Source organism: Flagellimonas maritima (genome assembly GCF_003269425.1).
Taxonomy (GTDB): domain Bacteria; phylum Bacteroidota; class Bacteroidia; order Flavobacteriales; family Flavobacteriaceae; genus Flagellimonas; species Flagellimonas maritima.
Genome location: NZ_CP030104.1, coordinates 1,826,594 through 1,853,125, shown reverse-complemented (window position 1 = coordinate 1,853,125; position 26,532 = coordinate 1,826,594). Strand labels below are relative to the sequence as shown.

General features: G+C 37.8%; 27 protein-coding genes. 19 read left to right on the top strand and 8 right to left on the bottom strand.

Translation table 11 applies throughout. The features are described from left to right. Positions 1–19: 19 nt before the first annotated feature. Positions 20–1,096: a lactonase family protein gene (locus HME9304_RS08195; protein ID WP_112378124.1), complete on the bottom strand. Its 1,077-nt coding sequence runs from the start codon at positions 1,094–1,096 to the stop codon at positions 20–22. A 113-nt stretch (positions 1,097–1,209) separates the two neighbouring features. Between HME9304_RS08195 and HME9304_RS08190 the strand changes: the two genes are divergently transcribed. The 3 genes from HME9304_RS08190 to HME9304_RS08180 all read left to right on the top strand — a co-directional run bounded on the left by HME9304_RS08190 (position 1,210) and on the right by HME9304_RS08180 (position 3,914). After that, on the top strand, positions 1,210–2,220 hold the full coding sequence (locus tag HME9304_RS08190) for a helix-turn-helix domain-containing protein (protein WP_112378123.1): 1,011 nt from the start codon (positions 1,210–1,212) through the stop codon (positions 2,218–2,220). A gap of 88 nt (positions 2,221–2,308) precedes the next feature. Continuing rightward, positions 2,309–3,484, top strand: a complete 1,176-nt coding sequence (locus HME9304_RS08185; protein WP_112378122.1) for a PQQ-dependent sugar dehydrogenase — start codon at positions 2,309–2,311, stop codon at positions 3,482–3,484. 4 nt (positions 3,485–3,488) lie between these two features. Beyond that, entirely contained in the window at positions 3,489–3,914 is a 426-nt protein-coding gene (locus HME9304_RS08180; RefSeq protein ID WP_112378121.1) for a nuclear transport factor 2 family protein, read from the top strand. Positions 3,915–3,917: 3 nt separating this feature from the next. Here HME9304_RS08180 and HME9304_RS08175 read toward each other — a convergent pair whose 3' ends face one another. Next, positions 3,918–5,309 (bottom strand): MATE family efflux transporter, encoded by a 1,392-nt coding sequence (locus HME9304_RS08175; RefSeq protein ID WP_112378120.1) that lies wholly within the window; start codon positions 5,307–5,309, stop codon positions 3,918–3,920. An 84-nt stretch (positions 5,310–5,393) separates the two neighbouring features. After that, entirely contained in the window at positions 5,394–6,425 is a 1,032-nt protein-coding gene (gene hemH, locus HME9304_RS08170; protein ID WP_112378119.1) for a ferrochelatase, read from the bottom strand. 122 nt (positions 6,426–6,547) lie between these two features. Here hemH and HME9304_RS08165 point away from each other — a divergent pair, with 122 nt between their 5' ends. Further along, the gene (locus tag HME9304_RS08165; RefSeq protein WP_112378118.1) at positions 6,548–7,396 is read left to right on the top strand and encodes an N-acetylmuramoyl-L-alanine amidase-like domain-containing protein; all 849 of its coding nucleotides are present in this window, start codon (positions 6,548–6,550) and stop codon (positions 7,394–7,396) included. Here HME9304_RS08165 and HME9304_RS08160 read toward each other — a convergent pair. After that, on the bottom strand, positions 7,382–8,137 hold the full coding sequence (locus HME9304_RS08160) for a ThuA domain-containing protein (protein WP_112378117.1): 756 nt from the start codon (positions 8,135–8,137) through the stop codon (positions 7,382–7,384). The two genes, HME9304_RS08165 and HME9304_RS08160, sit on opposite strands and share 15 nt — an antisense overlap. Before the next feature lie 9 nt (positions 8,138–8,146). Beyond that, a complete protein-coding gene (locus tag HME9304_RS08155) occupies positions 8,147–9,025 on the bottom strand; it encodes an AraC family transcriptional regulator (protein WP_112378116.1) in 879 nt (292 codons plus the stop codon). Positions 9,026–9,232: 207 nt separating this feature from the next. Here HME9304_RS08155 and hemA point away from each other — a divergent pair, with 207 nt between their 5' ends. The 13 genes from hemA to HME9304_RS08095 all read left to right on the top strand — a co-directional run bounded on the left by hemA (position 9,233) and on the right by HME9304_RS08095 (position 20,038). Continuing rightward, positions 9,233–10,489, top strand: a complete 1,257-nt coding sequence (hemA, locus tag HME9304_RS08150; protein ID WP_112378115.1) for a glutamyl-tRNA reductase — start codon at positions 9,233–9,235, stop codon at positions 10,487–10,489. Continuing rightward, positions 10,486–11,430, top strand: a complete 945-nt coding sequence (hemC, locus tag HME9304_RS08145) for a hydroxymethylbilane synthase (RefSeq protein ID WP_112378114.1) — start codon at positions 10,486–10,488, stop codon at positions 11,428–11,430. The genes hemA and hemC overlap by 4 nt, the downstream gene beginning before the upstream one ends. Positions 11,431–11,439: 9 nt before the next feature. After that, positions 11,440–12,543 (top strand): DUF559 domain-containing protein, encoded by a 1,104-nt coding sequence (locus HME9304_RS08140; RefSeq protein WP_239023420.1) that lies wholly within the window; start codon positions 11,440–11,442, stop codon positions 12,541–12,543. Beyond that, entirely contained in the window at positions 12,536–13,561 is a 1,026-nt protein-coding gene (gene hemE, locus HME9304_RS08135; protein ID WP_112378113.1) for a uroporphyrinogen decarboxylase, read from the top strand. The genes HME9304_RS08140 and hemE overlap by 8 nt, the downstream gene beginning before the upstream one ends. A gap of 8 nt (positions 13,562–13,569) precedes the next feature. Continuing rightward, the gene (locus HME9304_RS08130; RefSeq protein WP_239023419.1) at positions 13,570–14,121 is read left to right on the top strand and encodes a GNAT family N-acetyltransferase; all 552 of its coding nucleotides are present in this window, start codon (positions 13,570–13,572) and stop codon (positions 14,119–14,121) included. 3 nt (positions 14,122–14,124) lie between these two features. Continuing rightward, positions 14,125–14,619: a DUF6973 domain-containing protein gene (locus HME9304_RS08125; RefSeq protein ID WP_112378112.1), complete on the top strand. Its 495-nt coding sequence runs from the start codon at positions 14,125–14,127 to the stop codon at positions 14,617–14,619. Then, the gene (gene hemF, locus HME9304_RS08120; protein WP_112378111.1) at positions 14,616–15,518 is read left to right on the top strand and encodes an oxygen-dependent coproporphyrinogen oxidase; all 903 of its coding nucleotides are present in this window, start codon (positions 14,616–14,618) and stop codon (positions 15,516–15,518) included. Before HME9304_RS08125 ends, hemF begins: the two co-directional genes overlap by 4 nt. Before the next feature lie 50 nt (positions 15,519–15,568). Continuing rightward, complete coding sequence (locus HME9304_RS17310) at positions 15,569–15,685, top strand: four helix bundle protein (protein WP_470299666.1); 117 nt, start codon at positions 15,569–15,571, stop codon at positions 15,683–15,685. Then, entirely contained in the window at positions 15,682–15,933 is a 252-nt protein-coding gene (locus tag HME9304_RS08115; RefSeq protein WP_470299665.1) for a four helix bundle protein, read from the top strand. Before HME9304_RS17310 ends, HME9304_RS08115 begins: the two co-directional genes overlap by 4 nt. Positions 15,934–16,089: 156 nt before the next feature. Beyond that, entirely contained in the window at positions 16,090–17,079 is a 990-nt protein-coding gene (gene hemB, locus HME9304_RS08110; protein ID WP_112378110.1) for a porphobilinogen synthase, read from the top strand. A 21-nt stretch (positions 17,080–17,100) separates the two neighbouring features. Then, positions 17,101–18,408 carry a serine hydrolase domain-containing protein gene (locus HME9304_RS08105; protein WP_112378109.1) on the top strand — a complete coding sequence of 436 codons (1,308 nt, stop codon included), beginning with the start codon at positions 17,101–17,103 and terminating at the stop codon, positions 18,406–18,408. 38 nt (positions 18,409–18,446) lie between these two features. Continuing rightward, the gene (locus tag HME9304_RS08100; RefSeq protein WP_112378108.1) at positions 18,447–19,568 is read left to right on the top strand and encodes a CNNM domain-containing protein; all 1,122 of its coding nucleotides are present in this window, start codon (positions 18,447–18,449) and stop codon (positions 19,566–19,568) included. Then, complete coding sequence (locus HME9304_RS08095) at positions 19,568–20,038, top strand: methylated-DNA--[protein]-cysteine S-methyltransferase (RefSeq protein WP_112378107.1); 471 nt, start codon at positions 19,568–19,570, stop codon at positions 20,036–20,038. Before HME9304_RS08100 ends, HME9304_RS08095 begins: the two co-directional genes overlap by 1 nt. A gap of 7 nt (positions 20,039–20,045) precedes the next feature. Here HME9304_RS08095 and HME9304_RS08090 read toward each other — a convergent pair whose 3' ends face one another. Beyond that, complete coding sequence (locus HME9304_RS08090) at positions 20,046–20,858, bottom strand: hypothetical protein (protein WP_112378106.1); 813 nt, start codon at positions 20,856–20,858, stop codon at positions 20,046–20,048. 132 nt (positions 20,859–20,990) lie between these two features. Between HME9304_RS08090 and HME9304_RS08085 the strand changes: the two genes are divergently transcribed. Next, positions 20,991–21,704, top strand: coding sequence for a 3'-5' exonuclease (locus HME9304_RS08085; protein ID WP_112378105.1), 714 nt, complete (start codon positions 20,991–20,993; stop codon positions 21,702–21,704). A gap of 96 nt (positions 21,705–21,800) precedes the next feature. Here the strand turns inward: HME9304_RS08085 and HME9304_RS08080 are convergent, their stop codons facing one another. Both HME9304_RS08080 and HME9304_RS08075 read right to left on the bottom strand, forming a co-directional pair. Further along, the gene (locus tag HME9304_RS08080; protein WP_112378104.1) at positions 21,801–23,996 is read right to left on the bottom strand and encodes a S8 family serine peptidase; all 2,196 of its coding nucleotides are present in this window, start codon (positions 23,994–23,996) and stop codon (positions 21,801–21,803) included. A 157-nt stretch (positions 23,997–24,153) separates the two neighbouring features. Further along, entirely contained in the window at positions 24,154–25,098 is a 945-nt protein-coding gene (locus HME9304_RS08075) for an endonuclease/exonuclease/phosphatase family protein (protein ID WP_239023418.1), read from the bottom strand. A gap of 97 nt (positions 25,099–25,195) precedes the next feature. On the opposite strand from HME9304_RS08075, the gene hflX reads away from it, so the two are divergent. After that, entirely contained in the window at positions 25,196–26,407 is a 1,212-nt protein-coding gene (hflX, locus tag HME9304_RS08070) for a GTPase HflX (protein WP_112378103.1), read from the top strand. The last annotated feature ends 125 nt before the right edge of the window (positions 26,408–26,532 follow it).

Below are 26,532 nucleotides of genomic sequence, written 5' to 3'. Positions count from 1 at the left end.
TGCAGTTGATTAAATGAGTTTACTCTAGAAACTCTAAGCAAACAGGTGCCGGCAAAGATGTTTCATTGAGATAAGTTAGTGTTCCCAGTTCCGTATTCCTCTGAAAAACCACAATATTTTCGCTTCTTTGATTTGCAACCAATACAAAATTTCCAGAAGGATCAATCGTAAAGTTCCGAGGCAAATCACCATATACAGAAGTTCTTCCCATTAAGCTAATTTGACCATTTTTTGTATCAACCGAAAAAACCACAATAGTATTTTCACCACGGTTTGAACCATATAAAAATTTACCATCTGGAGATAAATGTATATCGGCACATGCATTTTGTCCATTATAATCGGCCGCTAAAGTGTTTTCGGTCTGGATTTTATTAAAATTGCCTTCATCATCTCTTTTAAAAACAGAGATGGTAGAGTTCAATTCATTGATTACATAAAGATAATTTCCGTTGGAATCAAAGACGAAGTGCCTGGGTCCTGCACCATCGGGCAAATCCAATGAAGATTGATGTGCAGGTTTCCAATTTCCATCTTGCTTACGGTATCTTTTCAAAGCGTCCAATCCTAGATCAGACGCAAAAAGACCTTCTGCATTAAAATTTGCTTTATGAACGTGTGCCTTTTTTAATGTGTCCAGCACACTGTGATTTATCATCTGTGGATTTTGTTTTAAGGCTCCATCGTTTTTCAAATCGAAAATCGATAGGTTACCTCCAGTATAATTTGACACTGCCAAATGCCCATCGTCAGATAATGCAACGTGGCAAGGGTGTGCCCCGCCCGTTCCCATACTGTTTTGAAGCTCTAGAATACCGTCTTTTAATTTAAAAGCGGAAACGGCGCCACCTAAACTATCAAAATCAGCGGTCTCTTGGACTGCATATAGATTGTTTCCATCTTTTGAGATTGTCAAAAATGAAGGATTTTCCAATGCTGCAGCTAAAGTTAAATCTGATAATTTACCCGTATTGGGGTCAAAAACAAGCTTATATATGCCCTTGCTTTCACCATCCGTATACGTGCTCACAAATAATGTGTGCGCTTTCATGTCCACTTCATTTTTTTTACAGTTAAAGGCAACTATTGCCATCATGAATATTATTGTCCATTTTTTCAAAACAGCTATCGTTTCTGGCGAAAATAAGAAATCGTTCTTTTTCTGGCTTCATTATAAATAGTAAACCGATCAATCAGTAATTTTAGGGCGTGAAACAAGATACCGTAATTTTAGTTTTAAGTTGTTTGGGGCTTGTCCAGGCACTTTTCCTGTTTGTTTATCTGATTACCCTTAAAAAGGGAAAACGAAAAGCAAATATATTTTTGGCTTTTTTAATTCTTGGTGTTACCATTCGCATTGGGAAATCGGTTCTCAATACCTACTTTCATTTGGAGCCTTGGCAACGCAATCTAGGCATTTCCGGTATTCTCTTAACAGGGCCATTTTTGTGGTTTTATGGAAAAACACTTTTTGATAGATCAAATGCGTTTTTGCAGAAAAATTATCTACACCTTGTCCCATTTGCTGTTTTTGCATTGCTGAGCACATTTATTCCTAACCGGGGCGATGCATTGTCCTATGTGATTTACATTGCTGTTTTTTTACATTTAGGCCTGTACATTGGGCTGTCTATTTATATATTATATGTAATTGGCAAATCAGTGCACCAACAACTTCACAACTGGTATAGAAACTTGATTATTGGTATTGGTGTTATATGGTTTTTTTATATGGGACATCTTGCAGGAATCTTCTCCTGGTATATTGGTGGAGCTGTTTTCTTCTCCTTTTTGATCTACATTTTTTCCTTTCTCTTTTTACAGAAGCATGCCTTTCAATTGGGAAAATATACCAAATCAACTTTAGATGGTGAAACCTCCAGACAATTGGTTTCTTCCTTAAAAAATCTCTTTGTACAAGAAGAGATGTATTTGCATAAAACTATTTCCCTTGAAATAATTGCAGAAAAATTAAATACTTCCCCAAGAAAATTATCACAGGCCATTAACGAGAACGAGCTAAAGAATTTTTCAGAATTCGTAAACCATTATCGAATAGAAAAGGCCAAGCAATTGTTGTCAGAACCAGATTCCATGAAACAAAAAATAGCAACAATAGCGTATGATTGTGGATTTGGGAACGTGACTTCCTTCAATTTGGCGTTTAAGGCCGCAACCCAATTGACCCCTTCAGCATATAGAAGCCAGTTTAATGCTTGATTGGGCATTTTCGTTTTAAGAATCATGATTTTTAAAGGATTTTGATAAATGCTTGGTCATATTTGCTTTAAAATATTAGAAAAATTTAGTGAAAACCTATACCCTAATTTCCATATTGATTCTAGCAACATTCGGTTGTAAGGAAAGAACCATCGCCGATGAAAAAAACTATCCTACAATTCCGGTTAAGGAAGTGGTTCTGGATAGTCTCAACCATCCATGGAGTATTGCCTTTATTTCTAATGTTGAGGCACTCATATCTGAAAAAGATGGCGATTTACTGCGTGTGAACCTTGAATCCAAGGAAAAACAAATTATCAAAGGATTCCCTACTGACTTGACAGACAGCATACGTGCCATTCACTTTGGCGACAATTCAGGAATCTTTGATGTTTTGGTCGACCCAGATTTTAAAAATAACCAATGGGTCTATGTTTCGTATACAGCTAAAAAAGCTTTTGGAACAACCACGAAAGTGATACGGGCCCAATTGAAAAATGATGCTTTGACCAATCATCAGACCTTGATTGAAGCTGCTCCATTTACTAGAGAATACTACCATTATGGTGGCGGAATGACCTTCGGAACAGATAAAAAACTATACGTAACAATCGGGGAACGGCTTTTTTGGGAACGGGACGAGCCAGAAATTCCCATAGCCCAAAATGTAACCGATAAAAGAGGCAAGATTTACAGGATAAACCCAAACGGAAGCATTCCAAAGGATAATCCCGATTTTGGACCAGATGCTGTCCTTGGATTGTACGCCATGGGAATTCGTGCAGCACAGGGAATAACTGTTGAACCTAGGACAGGCAAGATATGGTTTAGTGAGCATGGCACCATTCAGGGTGATGAAATCAACATTTTGGAAGCTGGCGCTAATTATGGTTGGCCCAATGTTACTTCGGGAAAACTCCGAAGTAAAGATTATAAACCTCCTACTATTGAAGGTGTTGCCTTCACGCCTCCCGCTTGGTTTTGGTCACATACCGTAGCTCCAACAGGGCTCACTTTTTATACTGGTAATGAATTTTCCGAATGGAAAAACAATTTGATCGTTCCCGGATTGTCCAGAGGAAGCTTATGGCGCTTCCGTATTGAAAATGAAACTATAGAGAGTGCCGAAGAACTTTTTATCCATGATAGGGTCCGCTCAAGAAAAGTGATGCAAGGTCCTGATGGTAAACTCTATATGCTTACCGACGAAGACGATGGTAAGTTGATTCGGATTCAACCTAAAATCTATTCAAAAACACAATAATATCATGAAAAAATTTGTACTTATCCTTATGCTATTTGCAAGCTACATCACTATTAAGGCGCAAAACGAAGAAAAAGCGATCCGTGAAACACTTCAAAAATATATTGATGGCTCGTCTTATAATAACCAAGCATTGATAGAATCGGCCTTTTTTGAAGACGCCGATCTGTTTTTATCCAAAAAGGACCAAGAGCTGTGGATTTTAACCCCAAAAGAATACAGTAATCTTTTTAAAGATAGGGAACAAGGTAAATTTAATGGAAGGGTAGGTAAAATACTGATGATAGATTATGCCAACAACATTGCTTGCGCAAAAGCTGAAATCCTCATTCCAAAACGGGATTTAAAGTTTATTGACATATTCTTGTTGAAAGAGCTTGAGGGTGAGTGGAAAATCATCAGTAAAGCGGCTACTCAAATAACCCAATAAATATTATATATCGGTCGGTTTTTGCAGTTTTGTCTTAATCTCTTTCCACAAATAGAATCCCGTAACGATAGTAGCTAGAACATCGGCTATTGGAAAGGAAATCCAAACACCAAACTCACCTAAATAATAGGGCAAAACCAATATAAGCGGAATAAAAAAGAAACCCTGTCGGGTCAAGGTCAACAATAATGCAGGAATTGCTTTGCCCACTGCCTGAAAATAGGCCGCTCCAATCAATTGTAAGGCAATAATTGGTGTTGCTGCAAAAACCCAGCGCATGGCTGTTGGGGCACGCTCCAAAACAAAGGTATTGGTGATCAATTCCTTTACGGGCAAATCTTCACGACTGCTTAGGAAGAGAGATGTGATTGCTTCGGGAAAAATCATCAACCCGATAAAAACCAATGTAGCTACCAATGCTGCATATTTAATTGCTGTGTAAATAGATTCCTTTACACGATCATACTTTAACGCACCATAATTAAACCCTGCGATGGGCAAAAACCCTTGGGTAACGCCAAAAACCGGGAACAAAGCGAACATTAACATTCTACCGATAATGGCATACACGGCAACCATGGCCTCACCCCCCAAATTGAATAAAATGTTGTTCATCAATAGATAGGTGATGCTCGTTACAGCCTGTCTTGCCAAGGTCACAAAACCAAGTGAACCGATTTCCCTTAAAATCGGTACGTCCAATCCAAAATGTGGTAGACTTATTCTTAATTCAGAATTTTTTGATAGAAAAAAATAAAGTATATAACCAAAGCACATTAGATAACCTGCCGTTGTTGCCCATGCTGCTCCGTGCATGCCCCAATCAAAAACATAGATAAAAATATAGTCCATGAGCAGGTTTCCAACGGAAGGAATAATCATGGCTATCATGGCAAATTTTGGTTTTCCCTCTGCCCGTATTACCGTATTGCCCATCATACAAAGTGCCAAGAAAGGCACTCCATATAAAATAATGGTATAATAAATTTTTGCGGGATCAAAAATGCTTCCTTTGCCACCAAATGCGGGAATTAGCCCATCCACAAAATAAAGTCCCAAGGCAACCATGGTTATGGTCACCAAAAGGGTAAGGGTAATTTGGTTTCCAAAAGTCTTAAGGGCTTTTTCCTTATTATTGGCTCCCAATGCTCTAGAAATTATACTGGACCCGCCAATACCGATTGCCATACCCAACGCGGCAATAAAAAAAGATACGGGCAATACCACATTGATTGCGGCAATGGCAATGGGTCCGATCCAATTCCCCACAAAAATTGAATCCACCAAAATATTCAAGGACATTACCAATATGCCAATAGAGGCAGGAACGGCCTGTTTTATAAGCAACTTGCCTATGGGTTCTTGTCCTAACTGATCTGATGAAACTTTTGCCATAATTTTAAGCTGTCATATCCAGCACAGTCAAGATATTGACAACAATTTTATTTAGGGCCTGACTGCGCTAGACCAGACAAGTAATTAAACTGGAAGAGTCCCCTTGGATTTCCACTCGTTGACCCACTTGGCCATTAAAGTAACCCAAGCATCACTATCGTTCAGGCAAGGAATATGTTTATAGCGTTCGCCACCTGCTTCTTCAAATTGTTCTTTGCCTTCCATGGCAATTTCTTCCAAAGTTTCCAAACAATCACTTACGAACGCAGGAGTAATTACGGCCAATCGCTTTTTCCCTTCTTTCGCCAGCCGTTCAAATTCGTAATCGGTATAGGGTTTTAGCCATGGGTCGCCTGCCAAACGCGATTGGAACGAAGAACTGACCTTATCTTCGGGAAGGTCCAGGTATGCTTTTACCAATTCCGTAGTATCGTAACATTGGTGCCTATAACAGGTATGGTGCGCCACCGAATTTATTTTACAACAGCTACCATCAATTTTACAATGAAACTTGGTCGGGTCCGATTTTCTAATATGTCGTTCCGGGATACCGTGGTACGAAAAGAGAATATGGTCATATTCAAAATCCTTCAACCCATCGGCAATGCTTTCGGATAAAACTTTTATGTAATCCGCATTGCTATAAAATGCCGGCAATGTGGTCAAATTAATTTGGGGGAAGTGTTTTTGCTGCTCTTCCATTGCTTTAACAACGACAGTTTCATACGAAGACATGGCGTAATGTGGATATAATGGCACCAACAAAACCTCATCAACTCCTTTATCTTTAAGTTCTTGGAGCGCTTTTTTTATGGTTATGGACCCGTAACGCATACCAAGAGCTACTGGCATGTTGGTATGTTGACGGACCTTTTCGGTAAATCTTTCAGAAATAACGATCAAGGGCGACCCCTCGTCCCACCATATTTTGGCATAGGCTTTTGCAGACTTTTTGGGGCGGGTCTGCAAGATTATGCCACGAACCAATATGTTTCTCAATATGTTTGGAACATCAATGACCCGTTCATCCATAAGAAATTCATCCAAATATGGCTTTACATCCTTTGCAGTTGGACTATCCGGCGAACCCAAATTGACCAATAACACTCCTTTCATAGCTATTTATTAAGAGCAGTAAAAATACTACTTGAGGATGATTTAATTTTTGATTCCAACAATTTGTTTCTTTATAATTCCATAGATAATCCTAATTTAGTTTGATAAACCCAAAATTGTTCATGTTTCCTAAGATTTTACTCTTTATTCTTTTGTTTTTTGGATTTGAAACCAATGCCCAAGTCTTGTACACGGCTGAAGATTCAACCTTGTTTTATTCCAAGTTAAAAACATTTGAAAATTTTGAAACGAATGCCCATCAAAATATCATTGTGGCTATAGGAAAAACGTTTTTGGAAACTCCTTACGTAGAAAAAACCTTGGAACTTGGCGAAAGCGAAAGTTTAGTTGTCAATCTAAGGGGGTTGGATTGTACCACATTTGTGGAGAATGTCCTTGCCTTTGGTTTAATGTATGAAAATCAGCAGTTCCAGTTCTTGGATTTTATTGAAAATCTTGAGAAAATTCGGTATAGAGATGGAAAAATCAATGGGTATCCTTCTCGTTTACATTATTTTACGGAATGGATTCGAAATAACGAAAAGAAAGGTCTGGTCACCGATATTACTTCGGAATTGGGTGGAATCCAAACAGAAAAGAGCATCAACTTTATGGGTACGCACAGAAATTTGTATCCTTTTTTAGGAGAAGAAGAAAACTATAAGGCCATTTTGGAAGTAGAAGAAACCCTTGCCAAAGAAAACCTATGTATTTTGCCCCAAGACCAAATTGAGCAAAATGAAAATTTAATTCAATCCGGTGATATTGTTGCGCTAGCAACCTCTATAAAGGGATTGGACGTTACACATACTGGAATAGCCATAAAGCAACCCGATGAAAGAATCTATCTACTACATGCATCCAGTGCAGGATCTGTAATGATTTCCAAAGAACCCTTGGTGGACTACCTCAAAAAAATAAAATACAATATTGGGATTATTGTAGCAAGACCGACCTTACTTTCTCCCTAGACACCATTCTATCGCTCCCAGTAGGTGCTGTTGAAAGTCTGGCTCATCAAAAGAAGCTTTGCTATGGCCGCCGCCAGTATAATATGCACGGGCACCATCAAATTCATGGAACCAAGCAATAGGATGATTTTTGCCGTTTTTTCCACCTTCATAACTGGTTTCGTCCAAGTTGAGCAAAACAGAAACATCAGGATTTAAATTTTTGTAATTATACCATTCATCACTGCGCTTCCATGTGTCGTTCAAGTGCGCTGTGGAAGGATGTTCTCTGTTTAGGACATCGATTTTCGCATTTATAATATTGGGGTCGTTCGGATGGCTTTCAAAATAAGCTCCTACCAACTTTCCGTACCAAGGCCAGTCGTATTCGGTATCTGTGGCAGCATGTATTCCCATAAAACTCCCCTCATTCCTAATATATTTCTCAAAAGCTTTTTGCTGAACATCATCCAAAACTTCCTTTGTGGTATTGAGGAATATTACTAATCTATAGTTGTTTAAGTTCTGTGGATTAAAGTCAGATGAGCTTTCCGTCTGCAATACAATAAAACCGTTCTCCCTTCCCAATTTTCTTAAAGTTTCAACACCTTTTTCTATGGATTTATGGCGATAGCCTGTCGTCTTGCTAAATACTAAAACAAGTTCCGGAGGTTTTGGAACATCTTCTGGAGTGGGGTTTTCTTGCGCATTTACAAATAGTATTGAACAAAAGATAAAAGGGACTATTAAATAAAATTTCATATTTGCTGTTTAAGCATTTGAAATTAAATATTTTTTTGGTGTGGTCCCATATTTCTTCTTGAACGATGCAATAAAATGGCTTGCCGTGCTGTACCCTACACGTAAACCTACTTCATTGACATTATGGCTTCCGGTCTCTAACATTTTTCTTGCATATTCCATTTTATAATCAAACAAAAAGCCATAAACGGAATCCCCGTAAATCTGTTTGAAACCTTCCTTTAATTTCTTTAGACTAAGTCCTATTTCCTTGGAAAGTTCCGCCAAAGTGGGTGGTTCGGACATTCTGGAAATCATGATTTCCTTTGCCATTTTTAAGCGCCTTACGTTCTCTTCATCCGCTAAAAAAGGGCACTGTTCCAAATCTGCGTTCTGGGTTTTGTTAAAATACAGGGAAATTAATTCATACACCTTCCCCTTTACGTACAGCTCTTTTATGGAGGGGTGCAGGTTATAGTTCATCAACTGGCTCAAGACTACTGCTATTGCTGGAGAAACCGCCTCTTGGGAATAGTATTTCTTTTCTTTGTTCCCTTCACTTAAAAAAGGGATATAATCTGCCTCGTTGGAAAAAAGCGAATGGAATTTCCTTATCGTCATAATTATGGACAATAACCACGTATCTGGGGATACATTTAAATGTAAAGGCAAATCTTTTTGGGTATTGTAAAGCAAGAGCGAGTTTTCTTCGGACACTTCAAGATGGTATTGCCCATCGTTAAAATAAAACTGGGACTTCCCTTTTAGGCAAAAATGAAATTGAATGAACGAGCTATTGATTTCTCTTTCTATTCTCTTTATATCTTCTGTATCGTTCTGAATTTTAAGTATATAAAATCCTTCTTCCAATAAAATTTCCTTATATGAACCTTTGGCGACATTTTCCATTTCCGAATACAAATTTTTAGATGATTAATTCTATTTAGAATGACTCTAAATTGTTTTCGATAATTCAAATTTATCAATAAATGCGGTGTTTTTGAAGAATTTGACCGAAAAATACCCATAAATGGACAAAGGCTGTTATTTATAGTTCCGCTAGCGTTATTTTTTAAAATGTTGCACCCCTATTTTTGTGTCGCGATTATATCCTTTATGAGGAATTACCATATTTCCAAACACAACTCTTTTTATGCCATTGGGCTCAGCTACAAAAAAGCTGATGCTGAAATAAGGGGGAAATTTAGTTTGGATGTTCCTGCGATTGACAAAATAATGGTGCAAGCCAAGGAACAGGATATTGATGGACTTTTGGCAATTTCTACTTGCAACAGAACCGAACTATATGGTTTTGCCCAACATCCCTATCAACTCATAAAGATGCTCTGCGACCATACCCAAGGCAGTGTGGAAGAATTTCAGGAGGTTGCCTACGTCTATAAAAATCATGATGCTATTTCCCACATTTTTAGAGTGGGAACTGGTTTGGATAGTCAAATTTTAGGTGATTTTGAAATAATTAGCCAGATAAAGCAAGGTTTTTTTCGTTCCAAAAAGCACGAAATGGCCAATCCGTTCCTGGAACGTTTGTGCAATGCAGTTATCCAAGCCAGCAAGCGTATAAAAAACGAAACAGAACTCTCTTCTGGTGCCACTTCTGTAGCATTTGCTTCTGTAAGATATATTCTAAACAAAGTTCCTGACATATCAGAAAAAAATATCCTGCTCTTTGGTACTGGGAAAATCGGTAGGAACACCTGTGAAAATCTCGTAAAACACTCCAAAAATTCCCAGATCACGCTCATTAATAGAACCCGTGAGAAAGCTGAGGTCATTGCAGGAAAGTTTGATTTAACCGTAAAAGACTATGGTGATCTACAAACTGAAATTAGACGGGCCGATATCTTTGTTGTTGCTACGGGCGCACAACTGCCCACTATCTCAAAAGCTTTGATCTATACAAAAAAGCCCCTTCTTATTTTGGATCTTTCCGTTCCCAAAAATGTATCCAATGATGTTTTGGAGCTTGAAAATGTTTCCTTGGTTCACTTGGACCAACTTTCCCAAATTACCGATGACACCTTAAACAAGAGAAAAGAATTTGTTCCCAAAGCAGAGAAAATAATCGATCAGGTAAGGGGAGAATTTTTAAAATGGTTGGAGACAAGAAAGTTTGCTCCAGTAATCAATGCGCTCAAGGAAAAACTTAAAACGATGAAAGCAGAGGAAATCGACTTTCATTCCAGAAAAATATCCGATTTTAACGAAGATCAGGCAGAAATCATTTCGGAACGCATCATTCAAAAGATAACCAAGCAGTTTGCCAACCATTTAAAGAGTTCCGAGGTTGATACCGAAGATAGTCTGGAACTCATCCAAAAAGTTTTTCAGTTAGAAATCGGTTCAAAATGAGCAAAATCATACGAATCGGAACCCGCGATAGCGAATTGGCGTTGTGGCAAGCGACCACAGTACAGCAAAAACTGGAAGCATTAGGGCATGATACGACTTTGATTCCAATAAAATCAACAGGGGATCAGATCTTGGACAAACCACTCTACGAACTAGGGATTACAGGAATCTTCACCAAGACGTTGGATGTTGCACTACTAAAAGGTCAAATAGATATTGCGGTACATTCCATGAAGGACGTCCCTACACAATTGCCGAAAGGCATTGTACAAACCGCAGTTTTGGAACGTGCCGTAACCAATGATATTCTGGTTCACAAAGGATTGGATTTTCTAGAATCTGAAAACATAGCTACCATTGCCACAGGTAGCTTACGGAGAAAAGCACAATGGTTGCATAAATATCCGCATCATAACATAGTGGATTTGAGGGGCAACGTAAATTCGAGAATTTTAAAACTTATCGAAAATGATTGGCAAGGGGCCATTTTTGCACAGGCTGGATTGGAACGCATTAAACTATTGCCCAAAGATGCTTTAGAACTGGACTGGATGATACCCGCGCCCGCTCAAGGAGCAATGTTGGTAGTGGCCCTGGAGAAAGATGCGTTTTCAAAGGAGGCCTCACATAAGCTTAATCATCAGGATTCTGAGATAACAACTGCAATTGAACGTGATTTTTTAAGAACACTTGAGGGCGGTTGTACTGCTCCCATCGGAGCTTTAGCACAAATAAAAAATCAATCGATTTATTTTGAAGGATCAGTTTTTTCCTTGGATGGCAAACAAAAGGTTGCAATTAAGAAAAGTAGTGACTTAACCGATTCAAGTGGTTTTGGAAAGGCTTGTGCCAAAGAGCTATTGGAAATGGGCGGAGATAGACTAATGAAAGCTATTAGAAATAATCAAGAAACAGTTCCCTCTCCCGGGGGAGAGGGTTAGGGAGTGGGGATGAACAATAAAATTCAAATAGCAAGATTATTACGCAAAAATCAAACTAAGGCTGAAAAAAAGCTTTGGAGCCACCTTCGAAATCGTAAACTTAAAAATCTGAAATTTAGAAGACAACACCCAATAAAAAGTTATATTGTAGATTTCTTTTGTGTTGAATATGGAATAATAATTGAATTGGATGGCGAGTATCACAAACAAATAAATCAAGCTGAAAAGGACAGAAGGAGGGACATTCACTTACAAAGCTTAGGCTATAAAATTTTACGTTTTGAGAATAGAATGGTTTTTGAAAATGTTGATATCGTATTTCAGTATATTATAGCTGCCAAAGAAAAACAAGAATCCTACGCTAGTGAACGTAAAGAACATTTAAAAAAACATAGCGAGAACACGAAAAAACACCTCACCCCATCCCTCACCTTAAGTAGAGGGAGCAGTATAACAGTGCTCTCCACTAAAATACTTTCCCCCTCACAAAAAGAATTATTTCTCCATTCTGGACTGGGTTTGGTGGAATATAATGCATTGGATATTGAATTTTTGGATGTACCTATCCCCAATAATTTTCAAAATTATATTTTCACCAGTAAAAATGCCGTAAAAGCCTTTTTGAAGTATTCTAAAAAACTGGACATGTCCGAATGCAATGCTTTTTGCGTCGGTGAAAAGACCAAAGCAGTATTGGAAGAAAATGGGTTAAAAATTATTGCTACTACTGAAAATGCCTTGGATTTAGGTGATTTTATTATTAAAAAACATCAAAATGAGAAGTTTTTGTTCTTATGTGGGAACTTAAGAAGAGAAGAATTGCCTAATATCCTATCAAAAAATAATGTTCGGTATACAGAAGTTAAGATTTATAAAACCCATTTGATTCCAAGAAGATTTGATCGCGTATTTAATGGCATCCTTTTTTTTAGTCCAAGTGGTATAAAAAGTTACATACAAGAAAATAGTATCTCAAAAAGCTTGGCTTTCTGTATTGGCAATACCACTGCCACTGAAGCTAAAAAGTATACGGATCAAATTATAATTGCCAACAAGCCAACAATAGAAAATTTGTTGGTTCAAGCTATAAAATATTTTAAGAAACATGATTAAAAATGACCTGTTCCTAAGAGCTCTAAAAGGTGAAATTGTAGATAGACCCCCCGTTTGGATGATGCGCCAAGCTGGACGATATCTTCCTGAATTTATGGAATTGAAAGCAAAATACGATTTCTTTACCCGATGCCAGACTCCAGAATTGGCTTCGGAAATAACTGTCCAGCCCATTCGCCGGTATGGAATGGATGCAGCCATACTCTTCAGTGATATTTTGGTTATTCCGCAAGCCATGAATATTGAGGTAGAGATGAAACCTAACTTTGGTCCTTATTTACCAAATCCCATTAAATCTCCAAAAGATTTAGATAGGGTCATCATTCCAAATATTGAAGAATCATTGGGATACGTTTTGAATGCGATTACAATGACCAAAGAAAAGTTGCAAGATGAAATTCCATTGATTGGTTTTGCAGGCTCACCATGGACCATACTTTGTTATTGCGTAGAAGGGCAGGGAAGTAAAAGTTTCGATAAGGCCCGCGGATTTTGTTTTACCCAACCAGAAGCTGCTCATCAACTACTTCAAAAAATTACGGACACTACAATTGCTTATTTAAAAGCTAAGGTAAGAGCGGGTGTAAATGCCGTTCAGGTTTTTGATTCTTGGGGAGGAATGTTATCGCCAGTGGATTATCAAGAATTTTCCTTTCAATATATTCAGCAAATCGTAGATGCGCTTAAAGATGATGCACCCGTCATCGTTTTTGGAAAAGGTTGCTGGTTTGCGCTAAAAGAAATGGCACAATCAGGTGCATCGGCATTGGGTGTTGATTGGACTTGTTCCGCACAAAATGCTAGATATTTAACGGGAGGAAATATAACACTGCAAGGCAATTTTGATCCTGCACGATTACTTTCCCCACCAGAAACCATCAAAAAAATGGTCGATCAAATGATTCGTGAATTTGGTAAGGACAAATATGTGGTGAATTTGGGTCATGGCATCCTTCCTCATATACCTGTCGAAAATGCAAGAGCTTTTATTGATGCCGTAAAAGAGTATACCGAATAGCTTTATTGATGATGCAAATCGATTTTGAAAACTATAGTATCAGTCCCATTCAAGAAAAGGATGCTTGGAGACTTTGTGACCTTATGGTTTCAAATTCGGAACGATTTAAATCATATTTTCCTCAAACCTTGCAACAAAACCTAACACCCACCTTGGCCGAATTGTTTGTTGGCAAAAAGGTTAAGGAATTTATGCGCAATGAAGAATTCCTATTTACCATAAAAGAAAATACCAATAGGTCTATTATTGGCCTGCTCTATGTAAAAGAGCTTAAAAAAACAGAAGGCCAAGGGGAGTTGGCCTATTGTATTAGCTATCGCTTTGAGGGAAGGGGGATTATAAAAACCAGTGTGGAAAAAATTATCCCGTGGTGTTTTAGGGAGCTTAAGTTACAAACTTTACAGATTATAGTTCACCATAATAATTTGCCGAGCAAACTAATTGCAGAAAAAAACGGATTTGTATGGAAGCGGACTTTGCCAAATGTGCACACAACAGGTAGTGGAGAAATTTTGGACATGGAATTATACGAACTCCACAATCCAAAAGCTATAACTTAAACAATGAATGCAATCAAGGCATTAAAGCAACTGGATTCAAAAAATATCTGGATTTTGGTCAAATTATGTTTTCAATTTCCTTTGTTCGTTTTTCCTACATTGTCCGCCACAAAAAAATGTTTGTCAATTTCCACACAACATTATGGTCGTGCGCACTATAAAAACGGTCCTGCCAATGCCTTTAGACATGCCCTTTGGAATTATTTGATTTCTAAAGAGTGTTATCGTTGGATTAAAAATGAAATCAAAATCCTAAGCTGGTCAGAAAAAATTACGGATTGGCATGAACATGCATTCCCTAACCGAAAATTGGCAAAGGAGATGGATTTGCACAATAATGCCGTTGGTAGATCTATTTTTAAAGACTATTCAAATAAAACTATTCCTGAAACAATCATAATTTTAACGGCAATGACCTCAAAATCAATAAAAGTGAACGAAAATTCCAACTTTGCTAACTTTAAAAACAAATTAGTTCATATAAACGATGAATCATGAAAGATAAATTCTACTCATATATACAAACCCTTCAAGATACCATTACAAATGAGCTTGAAGAAGTTGATGGGAAAGCCAAATTCCAAGAGGACATTTGGAAACGTCCCGAGGGCGGGGGTGGTAGAACACGTGTCATAGAAAACGGAGCTATTTTTGAAAAAGGAGGGGTCAACATTTCTGGTGTGCACGGAGAACTGCCAAAAAGTATGCAGCAATATTTTAATGTTGAAAATGCTGATTTTTTTGCTTGTGGACTGAGTTTGGTTTTACACCCTAAAAATCCAATGGTGCCGACCGTTCACGCCAATTGGCGGTATTTTGAAATGTATGATAAGAACGGAAATAGCATTGACCAATGGTTTGGGGGCGGTCAAGACCTTACTCCATATTATTTATTCGAAGAAGATGGGAAACACTTTCATGCCATTTGCAAAAAAGCATGCGACAACCACAATCCTGACTTCTATTCCAATTATAAAAAACGCTGTGATGATTATTTCTGGAACTCCCATCGCAACGAAGCAAGAGGGCTCGGCGGACTTTTTTTTGATTATTGTAAAGCAACCGACGCCATGACCATGAAGGATTGGTATAACTTTGTCACTGAAGTAGGTGATAGCTTCTTACAGGCATATATACCGATTGTTTTAAAAAGAAAAGGGCTTCCATACACTAAAAAACAAAGAGACTGGCAAGAAGTTAGACGGGGAAGGTATGTGGAGTTTAATCTTGTTCACGACAAAGGAACCTTGTTCGGATTAAAAACAAATGGACGTATTGAAAGTATTTTAATGAGTCTTCCCCCACATGTACAATGGAAATATGACCATCATCCAGAAAAAGGAAGTGAAGAAGAAAGATTGGTTGAAGTATTACGAAACCCAAAGGAATGGATGTAAATTATGATTAGTTTTAAGCTTTAAGTGAAAAGTTTTAAGTTTTACGAGCTATGGTGAATTATAAAAACTACAAAATGTGGCAACGTTCCCATAGCTTAGTTCTTAAAATTTACAAAGTAACTGAACAATATCCTAAATCTAAGCAATTTGGATTGGTTTCGAAATGAATAGGGCATCCGTTTCAATTCCAACCAACATCGCCGAAGGTTGTGGTAGGGAAACGCAGAAAGAACTGATTCGATTTTTATATATTTCATCTGGCTCTGCGCATGAATTGGATTACCTTATTTTAGTTTCAAAAGAACTCGGTCTTATCGACTCTAAGAAAGCTGAAGACTTATTAATGGAAATAGATGAAATCAAAAAAATGTTGGCAGCACTTATAAAAACTATCAAAAAACATTCTAGACACTGACTTTCAACTAAACGCTTACAGCTTAAAACAAAAACATATAACTTTCAGAACCAAGAACCAAGAACCAAGAACCAAGAACCAAAGACCAAAAACCCAGAACCCAGAACCCAGAACCCAGAACCCAGAACTCAGAACTTAGAACTTAGAACTAAAAATATGTACCCACTCATACGCAACAGAAGACTACGCACATCGGAATCCATACGAAGATTGGTTAGGGAAACTATTGTTACACCAGATGATTTTCTAGTACCATTATTTCTGGTTGGAGGAAAGCACGTAAAAGAAGAGATTCCTTCAATGCCAAACTATTATCGTTTGAGTCTGGACAATCTTGAAAAAGAAGTAAAGGAACTTTGGCAAATGGGGCTACGCGCAGTGTTACTTTTTGTGAAAGTACCAGATGATTTGAAGGACAACAAAGGTACGGAAGCCTTAAATCCTGAAGGACTGATGCAACGCGCTATCAAAGCCGTAAAAAATGCCTGTCCAGAAATGTTGGTCATGACCGATGTCGCCCTAGACCCCTTCTCTTCCTATGGGCACGATGGCATTGTTGCCGATAGGCAAATTTTGAACGATGAAACTTCAGAGGTTTTAGCGGAAATGAGTGTTTCACATGCGAAAGCTGGTGCCGATTTTGTTGCTCCCAGCGACATGATGGATGGTCGTATACTCACCATTCGAGAAGCGCTGGAAAACGAAGGGTTTCAAAATACGGGAATCATGAGTTATTCTGCCAAATATGCAAGTGCTTTTTATGGGCCATTTAGAGATGCTTTGGATTCAGCTCCCGTGGATATCGCCAACGTACCAAAAGATAAAAAAACGTATCAGATGGATTATGCCAACCGGTTCGAGGCTCTCAAGGAAACCCAAATGGATATTGATGAAGGAGCCGATATTGTTATGATCAAACCTGGACTTTGCTATTTGGACATTGTCCGTGAAATTAAGAATGAAGTTGATGTCCCAGTTGCCGTCTATCAGGTTTCAGGTGAATATGCCATGCTAAAAGCGGCTTCGGAAAAAGGTTGGTTAGATCATGATGCGGTGATGTTGGAACAACTAACCGCTATCAAAAGAGCGGGTGCTAACATTATTGCCAGTTATTTTGCAAAAGACTTTGTCAGAACAATCAGCTAATCTTTTTGAAGAGATTATACTATGAAAAAATTAGTTTTGATCATTGTTCCACTCCTATTGTTTGCGCAGCTACTACTTCCACAACAATCTGTAGAAAAGAACTCGCCAAATGGATTTAATTTTGACAAAACAAAGATTGAGCTTCAGGTCGATTCAATAATCACCAACGGCATACAAAATCATGCTTTTCCAGGAGCACAGTTGTTGGTTGCCAAAGACAACAAAATAGTGTTTCATAAAGCCTACGGATATCATACCTACGATAGTATTCAAAAAGTAGGGTTGACGGATTTATACGATTTGGCCTCCGTTACCAAAATTTTAGGTCCGTTGCCTGCCCTTATGAAACTAGTGGATGATGGAAAACTCGATTTGGATGTCCCATTCAGAACCTATTGGAAGCCTTGGGGCAAAAGAAAAAACAAAAAGGATATTACCCTAAGGCAAATATTGAGCCATCAGGCAGGTCTGGTTCCCTACATTGTTTTTTTGGGAAAGGTTATTAAAAATGGCGAACTAAAAAAACGCTTTGTTAAAGAAAAACCAAATGCGCGATTTCAAAACCAAGTTTATAAAGGACTCTATATTAAAAATCGATTTCAACGAAAAATGTACCGCATCATTAATCGCTCAAAAGTATCTAATGATAAAGTCTATAAATATTCAGGGCTTACATTTCTTATTTTCCCTGAGCTGATTTCACAACTTACGGGAACTACCTACGAAAACTATTTGAAGAAAACATTTTATTTTCCATTGGGATGTTATACGCTGGGCTTCAATCCAAAATTAAAGGAATTTCCCAATAAAATTGTTCCAACAGAAAATGACACCCTTTTTAGAAAAGCCTTTGTACAGGGCTGGGTTCATGACGAGAATGCATCCCTAATGGGCGGTGTTTCAGGTAACGCAGGGTTGTTTGGTACTGCTGATGATTTGGCAAAAATGATGCTGATGTATCAAAATTATGGGCTTTATGATGGAAAACAGTTTATTTCCAAAAAGACCATTGAGGAATTTACAAAAGTCCAGTTCCCCGAGAACGAAAACCGAAGGGGATTGGGTTTTGATAAGCCTTTGCTCGGTAATGACACCCTTAGCCTAAAAGATGCATATCCATCCCCTTTGGCGAGCCAAACAAGTTTTGGACACTCAGGGTTTACGGGGACTTTTGCGTGGGCCGACCCAGAAAATCAAATGACGTTTATTTTTCTTTCCAATCGTGTTTATCCTACTAGAGACCACCGAAATCTATACGATTTAAAGATTAGGGTAGCTTTACAAGATGTTTTTTATAAAGCCTTCTTACCGAATGAGGTAAAGAAATAGATAGGTATTCATTATCTTGGTGCTTCTAGACATAACCAATGGGACTTCTTTTATTTTACGCTTTTATCTCTATCTTCTTTTCATTTCTGTGCTCCATCCTAGAAGCCGTCTTGCTAAGCATTACGCCAACTTTTATCAATGTCAAAAAACAGGAAGGCAAGGAGTATGCCATCGAACTCGAAAAGCTGAAAAAGGATGTGGACAAACCCCTGATTGCCATTTTGACCCTCAACACCATTGCGCATACCGTAGGTGCAATCCTTGTAGGGGTACAGGCAAAAGTTGCCTATGTGGAATCTTATGGTACATCAACACGTAGCATTCTAGGTATTGAATTTACGGAGGATCTCATGGTCGGTCTCGTATCCACGGCAATGACAATCCTGATTTTGGTCGCGTCCGAGATAATTCCAAAAACGATTGGGGCCACCTATTGGAAACGATTGGCCAATTTTACCTCAAAAGCATTGAATGCAATGGTATTCGTATTAAAATGGACAGGTTTGCTATGGTTATTACAATTATTTACCAAACTAATCGGGAAAAAAGGTCCCCATGGCAGTATATTGAGCAGGGAAGATTTTACTGCAATGACGGATATTGCCCATGAAGAAGGGGTTTTTCAGGAATCTGAATCGACTGTTATTAAAAATTTATTAAAGTTCGATGAAATCCTTGCCAAGGATGTTATGACACCAAGGGCCGTAATGAAAATTGCCTCTGAAGAAACTACTATTCAAGATTTCTTTGAATCGAACAGACCGTTACGGTTTTCACGTATTCCACTTTACAAAGACCGTATGGATAATATAACGGGTTATTTTCTCAAAGACGAATTAATGGAAACCATTATTGCCGAAAAAGGCAATGAAACCCTCGAAACCTTAAAAAGAGAAATTTTGGTTAGCGATAGATCCAAACCCATTCCAGAACTATTTGAAAAGTTCATAGAAAAAAGAGAACACGTTTCCCTAGTAGTGGACGAGTATGGTTCTGTAAGTGGAATTGTTACTATGGAAGATGTAATCGAAACTTTATTGGGGCTTGAGATTATGGATGAAAGCGATAACGTTGAGGACCTTCAAGTTCTGGCCAGAAGAAACTGGGAAAATAGAGCAAAGCGTTTAGGAATAATTGAAGGAAAAAATGAGGTGGATTAATGGAAGTAGCTTATTTACAAACATCTATAGGCTTGGCAGAATTCCATGGAGATGAAAATGGATTGGCATCCATCTCCATTTTGGAAGAAGAAAAACCAATTGGTATAGTCCCAGAAGTTTTAGAGGATGTTATTTATCAATTTGAGGAATACTTTGAAGGAAGTCGAAAAAAATTTGACCTCAAATTGAACCCGAACGGGACCGATTTTCAAAAAAAAGTATGGAACGCACTGATAAAAATCCCATTTGGCAAAACAGTTTCTTATTTAGAACTATCCAACTCTCTGGGCGATGTAAAGGCGATTCGCGCAGTGGCCTCGGCAAATGGTAAAAATCCGTTATGGATCGTAATTCCCTGTCACCGCGTAATTGGAAGCAACGGTGATCTGGTTGGCTATGCAGGTGGGCTACATCGAAAGAAATGGTTGTTGGAACACGAAAGTCCTGTAAAACAGACCTCTTTATTTTAGAACGCTTTTATTGATTTCCGCAAGTAATCTCGCTCATAGCATTTGCACTTTCAATCGCCTGATTTTTGGTAGATGATTCATTGAAAAGTACAAATTTATCGATGGCATGACCTGAAGAACGTGCTGATATTTCCATAGTGTAGATTCCCGGACTGTCAAATTGCACATAGATATCGTGTGCATCGTTATCCGAAGTGGATGATTGCCATTTGAACCCTAAATCGTTTCCGCTTCTATAAATTTTAAACCAGCCATCTTTACTTGAACCTTCGGGAGTTGGCAATTTGTCTCTATCTGCCGGGTATACGATACTGCCATTGCCCTTTTCACCAAAGAAATTGTCCGCGTCATCAAAGCGAAGCCAAGTATCGTTATGGTCACTGCCGCTATTCCCTTGGGTAACAGCAGACCTCCATAAAAACTGATATGTTCCTGTAGAGGAGATATTGATTTTAAAAGTTGTCAGCCCATTTCCTGGTTGTCCCAAAGATTGATTTCCTGTCCAAACCATATACCCTTTGCCGGTATGATCTACATCTGAGCTTTTCAATTCCCAATCTCCAGAAAACTCGGCATCTTCAAATTCAACGTTTACCAACCCATCTTTTTCATTGAAAACAAAATTGCCGGCGTCCGAACATTCACTACTGGGCGCTGTTGGTGTTTCTGATTCTCCGGAACCTTCTTCTTTGGCTAATTCACTTTCGGTTTGCATATCATCATTGGAAGAATCTGAACAGGAAACAGTATAAGCCAACAAAATCAATATGGGTAAATATTTTAAAATTCTATCGGGACAGTTAAGGTTTGGGGAATTCATATAGATAGATTAGGGTTATATTTTGAAAAATTCATCTTATTTTAAAACGTTTCACTTAATCAATTTCTTTTACCAGTTATCGATTAATCCTAAAATATTTATCTTTCCTACAGATTTTACTTACTTAGAACAATGCTTTATAAACTTAACCTAGAACATATCCTATTTTTGGATATTGAGACCGTACCCCAAAGACCGAGCTTTGCAGACTTAGATGAGAATTCCCAAATGCTCTGGGAACAAAAATCCCAATATCAAAGAAAAAACGAAATAACTGCTGAAGATTTCTACGAACGTGCAGGAATTTGGGCGGAATTTGGGAAAGTAGTATGTATTTCCGTTGGATATTTTACCTTAAAAGATAATGAGCGCAATTTTAGGGTCACGTCCTTTTCCGGTGAAGAAACCCGGTTGCTAAAACAATTTAAACAACTGCTCCAAGAACATTTTAATCTAGCTAAGCATCTTTTGTGTGCCCACAATGGTAAGGAATTCGATTTTCCATACATTGCTCGCCGCATGGTCATCAATGGGATGAATCTCCCCTATAAATTAGATCTGTTCGGAAAGAAACCTTGGGATGTACCACATTTGGATACTATGGAGCTATGGAAGTTTGGAGATTACAAGCACTACACTTCTTTAAAACTTTTAGCTCATGTATTGGGCATTCCTTCACCAAAAGAGGATATGGACGGCAGTATGGTAAAAGACGTTTATTATAATGAAAATAATCTGGACAGAATTGTTTCTTATTGTGAACTGGATGTGATTACAACCGCACAAGTTTTTCTGAAATTGCGGAATGAAGAATTGTTGGGACGAGATGAAATCAAAAAAGTATAACGGCAAGGTGAAGCAAGGTTTTTTTTGAAAAATTCAATTTCCCAAACTTGTTTGAAACGATACCTCCTGTTTTTAGTAAATACATATATAGAGCTTTTAATCTTTATAGAATTTGGTGCTTTTCATTCCAGAGTGATCTTCCACCATTAGTATATATAGACCAGAGGCTAGATCAGAAACATCGATACTTTCTATAGCACTACCCTTTCTAAGGGTGTTACCCAAAGTAGTAACTATAGAATAAACCGCATCTTTTGAAAGTTCTGCCTCTACTTTTATCCATTCCGTTGCTGGATTGGGATATACCATTATTTTCAAGCTTTCGCCAAACCCAAAAGGCTCATAAGCATATAGCTCTGTTTCGTAACCATTGAATTCAAAACTGATTGTCTCAGAAAAATCGGAAAGCATGTTCTCCGTACAGATAGAGCGAACTCTAGCTTCATAAACAATACCAGCTTCCAAGTCAGTAATCTCAAAGTTGTTCTCCCAAACAAATTCACTTTTCCAATTGTCGCCGTTGAACTTTTTATACTGAATCTCATAAAGCGTCTCCTCTGCATCTGACCAAGAAATTGTTGAACTGTTTGTAGATGATAAAAGTAAACCTATGTTAGAAGGTGCATCAATACTACATTTTGATATCTGGGCTCCAGAAACGATAAGGGAAAAATCCTGAAATCCATTTTTCAATCTTCCTTTATGTGTAACGGTGATTGTATATTCACCTTTGGCATTTTCAACTTCAACTCTTTCAAAGGGATCTACCAAATTATCACCTTTTGTAGCTGCACTGCTTGCTTTCTTCGGGTTCAATTTCCATGGAAAGTAGGTTTTTCCATTTTTTGTGATTCTAATATCCAAATCATTTACCAAAGCTGGTGTCATATTGTTTAAATCCCCTCTATTGATATATTCTCCTTCAGCGTCCGTCCAAGAGATTGAAGCCATCAAATTTTCTGTTCCATTGGCATTAACAGTTATTGAAAAAGTTGTGTCCTCTAAAAGAGTTTCTTCATCTACAAGTGTACTATACCCTTTATTTTGCAATGTTACGGCAGCAGCCTTTGCGTTCATAACGCCCCAACCCATTTTATAGTCAGGTCCTTGCGAATCTACATCATCTGCAGTATGAAGTGCAAGTCCTTTAAGGGTAGCTGCTTTCATATAATCGCCATACAGTTCCTCATGGTATTGTTGTAATAGTAACAAAGAACCTGTTACTCCAGGAGCTGCCATAGATGTTCCGGCAGAAGTATCATAACTTGTGTTCGTAGTGGAATTTGTAGAAAAAATTGAAGATCCGTCACCAGCTAAATCCGGTTTTATTCTACCATCATCAACAGGTCCTAAACTACTGTAACTTGCAACTCTTGCTTCTTTCAATTCTCCCTTATTACCTATTTTGGTATTTGCCCCTGCAATGGTAAGTCCATTTTTAGAAGTAGCAAATCCAAGTAACAGATCAAATCCATCAGCCGTTTTACCAAAATTTGGAGATTCATTATCAAAAGATTTTTGTGCATTCCCCGCAGCCGTAACCATTAAATAATAGGGGGCGTTATGCATTATCTTGTCCCAATCCTTAGAAGTCTTGATATATGATCCAAAATACCAGTCCGGTACACGGTCCGACTTTATTCCATAAGAATGGTTGCTTAAAAGTAATCCGTTGGCAGCAGCCTCGGCAACTTCTATTTTATCTTTTGTCCAGTTATGGGATAAGACTTGTGCGCCATAGGCAACACCCTTGGCATTTGGTTTTACTCCTGAAGAAATTAGATTTCCAGTTACCAAAGTTGCATGTGAACTTACTTCTGTAGTACCATCCCCACTCTTTGCACGGGTATCAAATTCTTGGTGTGTGGTAAGTGCCACGCCAGCATCCCAAACGCCTACTTGAAGGCCATTCCCATCAAGACCTAAATCTAAAAGTCCATCTGAGTAAAGTGCATTTGCCCTTGATACTTGTTTTGAAGGGTCATTTAGAGTAGTATAATAAAGAGGTGTTCCATCTGTTCCAATATCCTTTAACTCTACAATAGAACCATCTTTTAACTTTTCAGTTTTTTTCCAACCCTTTGTTTTTAATACTTGGTTTATTTTGGCTTCCTTAGATTGTAGGTCGGCTTCCAACTCTGATACAAAAGAACGCATTTCATATTGGTTCGAATTAATTCGAATCAATTCCTTTTTGGTTTCTGACTGCCCATAGACAGTCAGAAATCCAAATAAAGAAAAGATAAGGGATGAAATTAATCCATAACTGTAAGTAGGTTTCTTGTAATACATTTTGTAGGTCTAGTAAGATTTGGACTACAAACATAATATTGATTTGAAACTTTATCGATAAAAACACTTATTATTTCGATGAAATGCACACTTCATGAAAAGAAGTTGTTGTGAAACTATATTTTTTTGTGGTCAAATGAAGTTTTTTCTTACAAATTTAATTTTGTTTCAATATAATATAAACTGGAAAGTGGTCGCTGTAGCCTCCTAAATACTTCTTTCCTACAAACGTTCTAAAAGGAAAACCTTTATATTTCTTTTTCCATTCCCTAAGAAACTTTGGAGTAAAAATATCTGTTTTCATAAAAGAATGCGTTTCTTTTTCATGGTTTAAAAAACTGTGCGATATTAAAATTTGGTCAAAGAGATTCCATTTTCCCCTATAGTTGGCACTTCCGGTATTGGGAGAAAATAACTTTTGTAATGGGTTTATAAAGTTTCCCGTAGCCATTAGTGTTTTTATACTTTCGGAATTGGGATCATCATTGAAGTCTCCCATTATAACACAGTTCAAATTTTCATTTTTTAAACTATTTATCTTTTGAAGTACAGTTGCGGCCGCTTTTACCCTTTTATAACTTGTTACGTTCTGTCCATCTCTACGGGACGGCCAGTGATTGACAAATACATGAATTTCTTCTTTGTGCAATTTTCCATGTACATAAAGAATGTCCCTAGTAAAATCGCGGTCCCCATTAATATTCTTTATTATTAGAGGAATGGTTTCTGCATTCAATACTTTAAAATGCTGCTTATGATAAAGTAGCGCGGTGTCTATACCCCTTTCATCGGGTGAATCAAAATGAACGAAAGCGTAATTATGTTTTTTTAATCCTTTAGAATTAACAAGTGCATTAATGGCGTTTTTATTTTCCACTTCTGCAATCCCTACCAGAACAGGGGGCATCCCACTTTCTTCATATCCAATACACGAAATTGTTTTTGCAAGCTTCTTTACCTTTTTTTTGTATTTATCATCATCCCATTTTTTAGATCCATTGGGGGTAAAGTCATCATCCAAAACATGAAGGTCATTTTTAGTGTCAAAAAAATTTTCGAGATTATAGAATGCAATAGCAAACAGATTTTTTTTGCTTCTCAATTTAAAAGGAGGCTTAGGAAACTTTCGTAATAATAAAATCCAAAGTACAAAAAAGGCTTTCAAAACATTGTTTAGATTTGTACATTAATTCATTTTGATGCTAGAAAAAAAGAATATAGATTATGAAAAGGCGATACTTATTGGTGTTATCAATAAAAGCCAAGATGAAAAAAAGGTCAAAGAATACTTGGACGAGCTGGAATTTTTGACATTTACTGCAGGGGGTGAAGTTACCAAGAGGTTCATACAACGTGTGGACATCCCTAATCCCAAAACTTACATTGGCAGTGGCAAAATGGAAGAAGTTGAGCAGTATGTAAAGCAAAATGAAATAGGTTCGGTAATTTTTGATGATGAACTCTCACCTGCCCAACAGAACAATATTGAAAAAATTCTCCGTTGTAAAATCCTGGACAGAACAAGTCTTATATTGGATATTTTTGCCCAGCGCGCCCAAACGAGCTATGCTAGAACGCAAGTGGAGCTGGCTCAATACGAGTATCTTCTGCCAAGATTAACAGGGCTTTGGACACACTTGGAACGTCAACGAGGTGGTATTGGGATGCGTGGCCCAGGTGAAACCGAAATTGAAACGGATAGGCGTATTGTTCGTGACAGAATTTCCTTATTGAAAAAGAAGCTTGCTAAAATAGATAGGCAAATGGAGACCCAAAGAGGAAATCGAGGAGCTTTGGTCAGAGTAGCTTTGGTAGGTTACACCAATGTTGGCAAGTCCACTTTAATGAACGTGATAAGTAAAAGTGATGTTTTTGCCGAAAATAAATTGTTTGCTACATTGGATACCACGGTCAGAAAGGTCGTAATTGGCAATCTGCCCTTTTTGTTAAGTGATACCGTTGGTTTCATCAGAAAATTGCCAACCCAGTTGGTAGAAAGTTTTAAAAGTACTTTGGATGAAGTTCGCGAGGCTGACCTTTTATTACACGTTGTTGATATCTCCCATCCTAATTTTGAAGAGCATATCGCCTCGGTCAATCAAATATTGGATGAAATTAAAAGTGCCGATAAAAAAACCATCATGGTCTTTAATAAAATCGACCTATATAAGGCTGAAACCATTGATGAAGATGATTTGATTACACAGCGAACCAAAGCACATTTTACAATAGAGGATTGGAAAAAAACATGGTACAATAAAATGGGGGACAGGGCACTTTTCATTTCGGCACTGAATAAGGAAAACCTTGATGAATTTAGAAAACGTGTGTACGATGAGGTCCGTGATATACATGTAACCCGTTTTCCCTATAATAATTTTTTATATCCAGAGCATTTGGATGAATTTTAAATATTGTTTGGTTTTACTATGTACAGAGCTTCTATTTCAACCACCGCTTTTGATTGGTTTGCCACAAAGTAAAAGGCATGTTTTAGACTATCAGTACGTGTAGACCGATGAAATACACGCGTTAA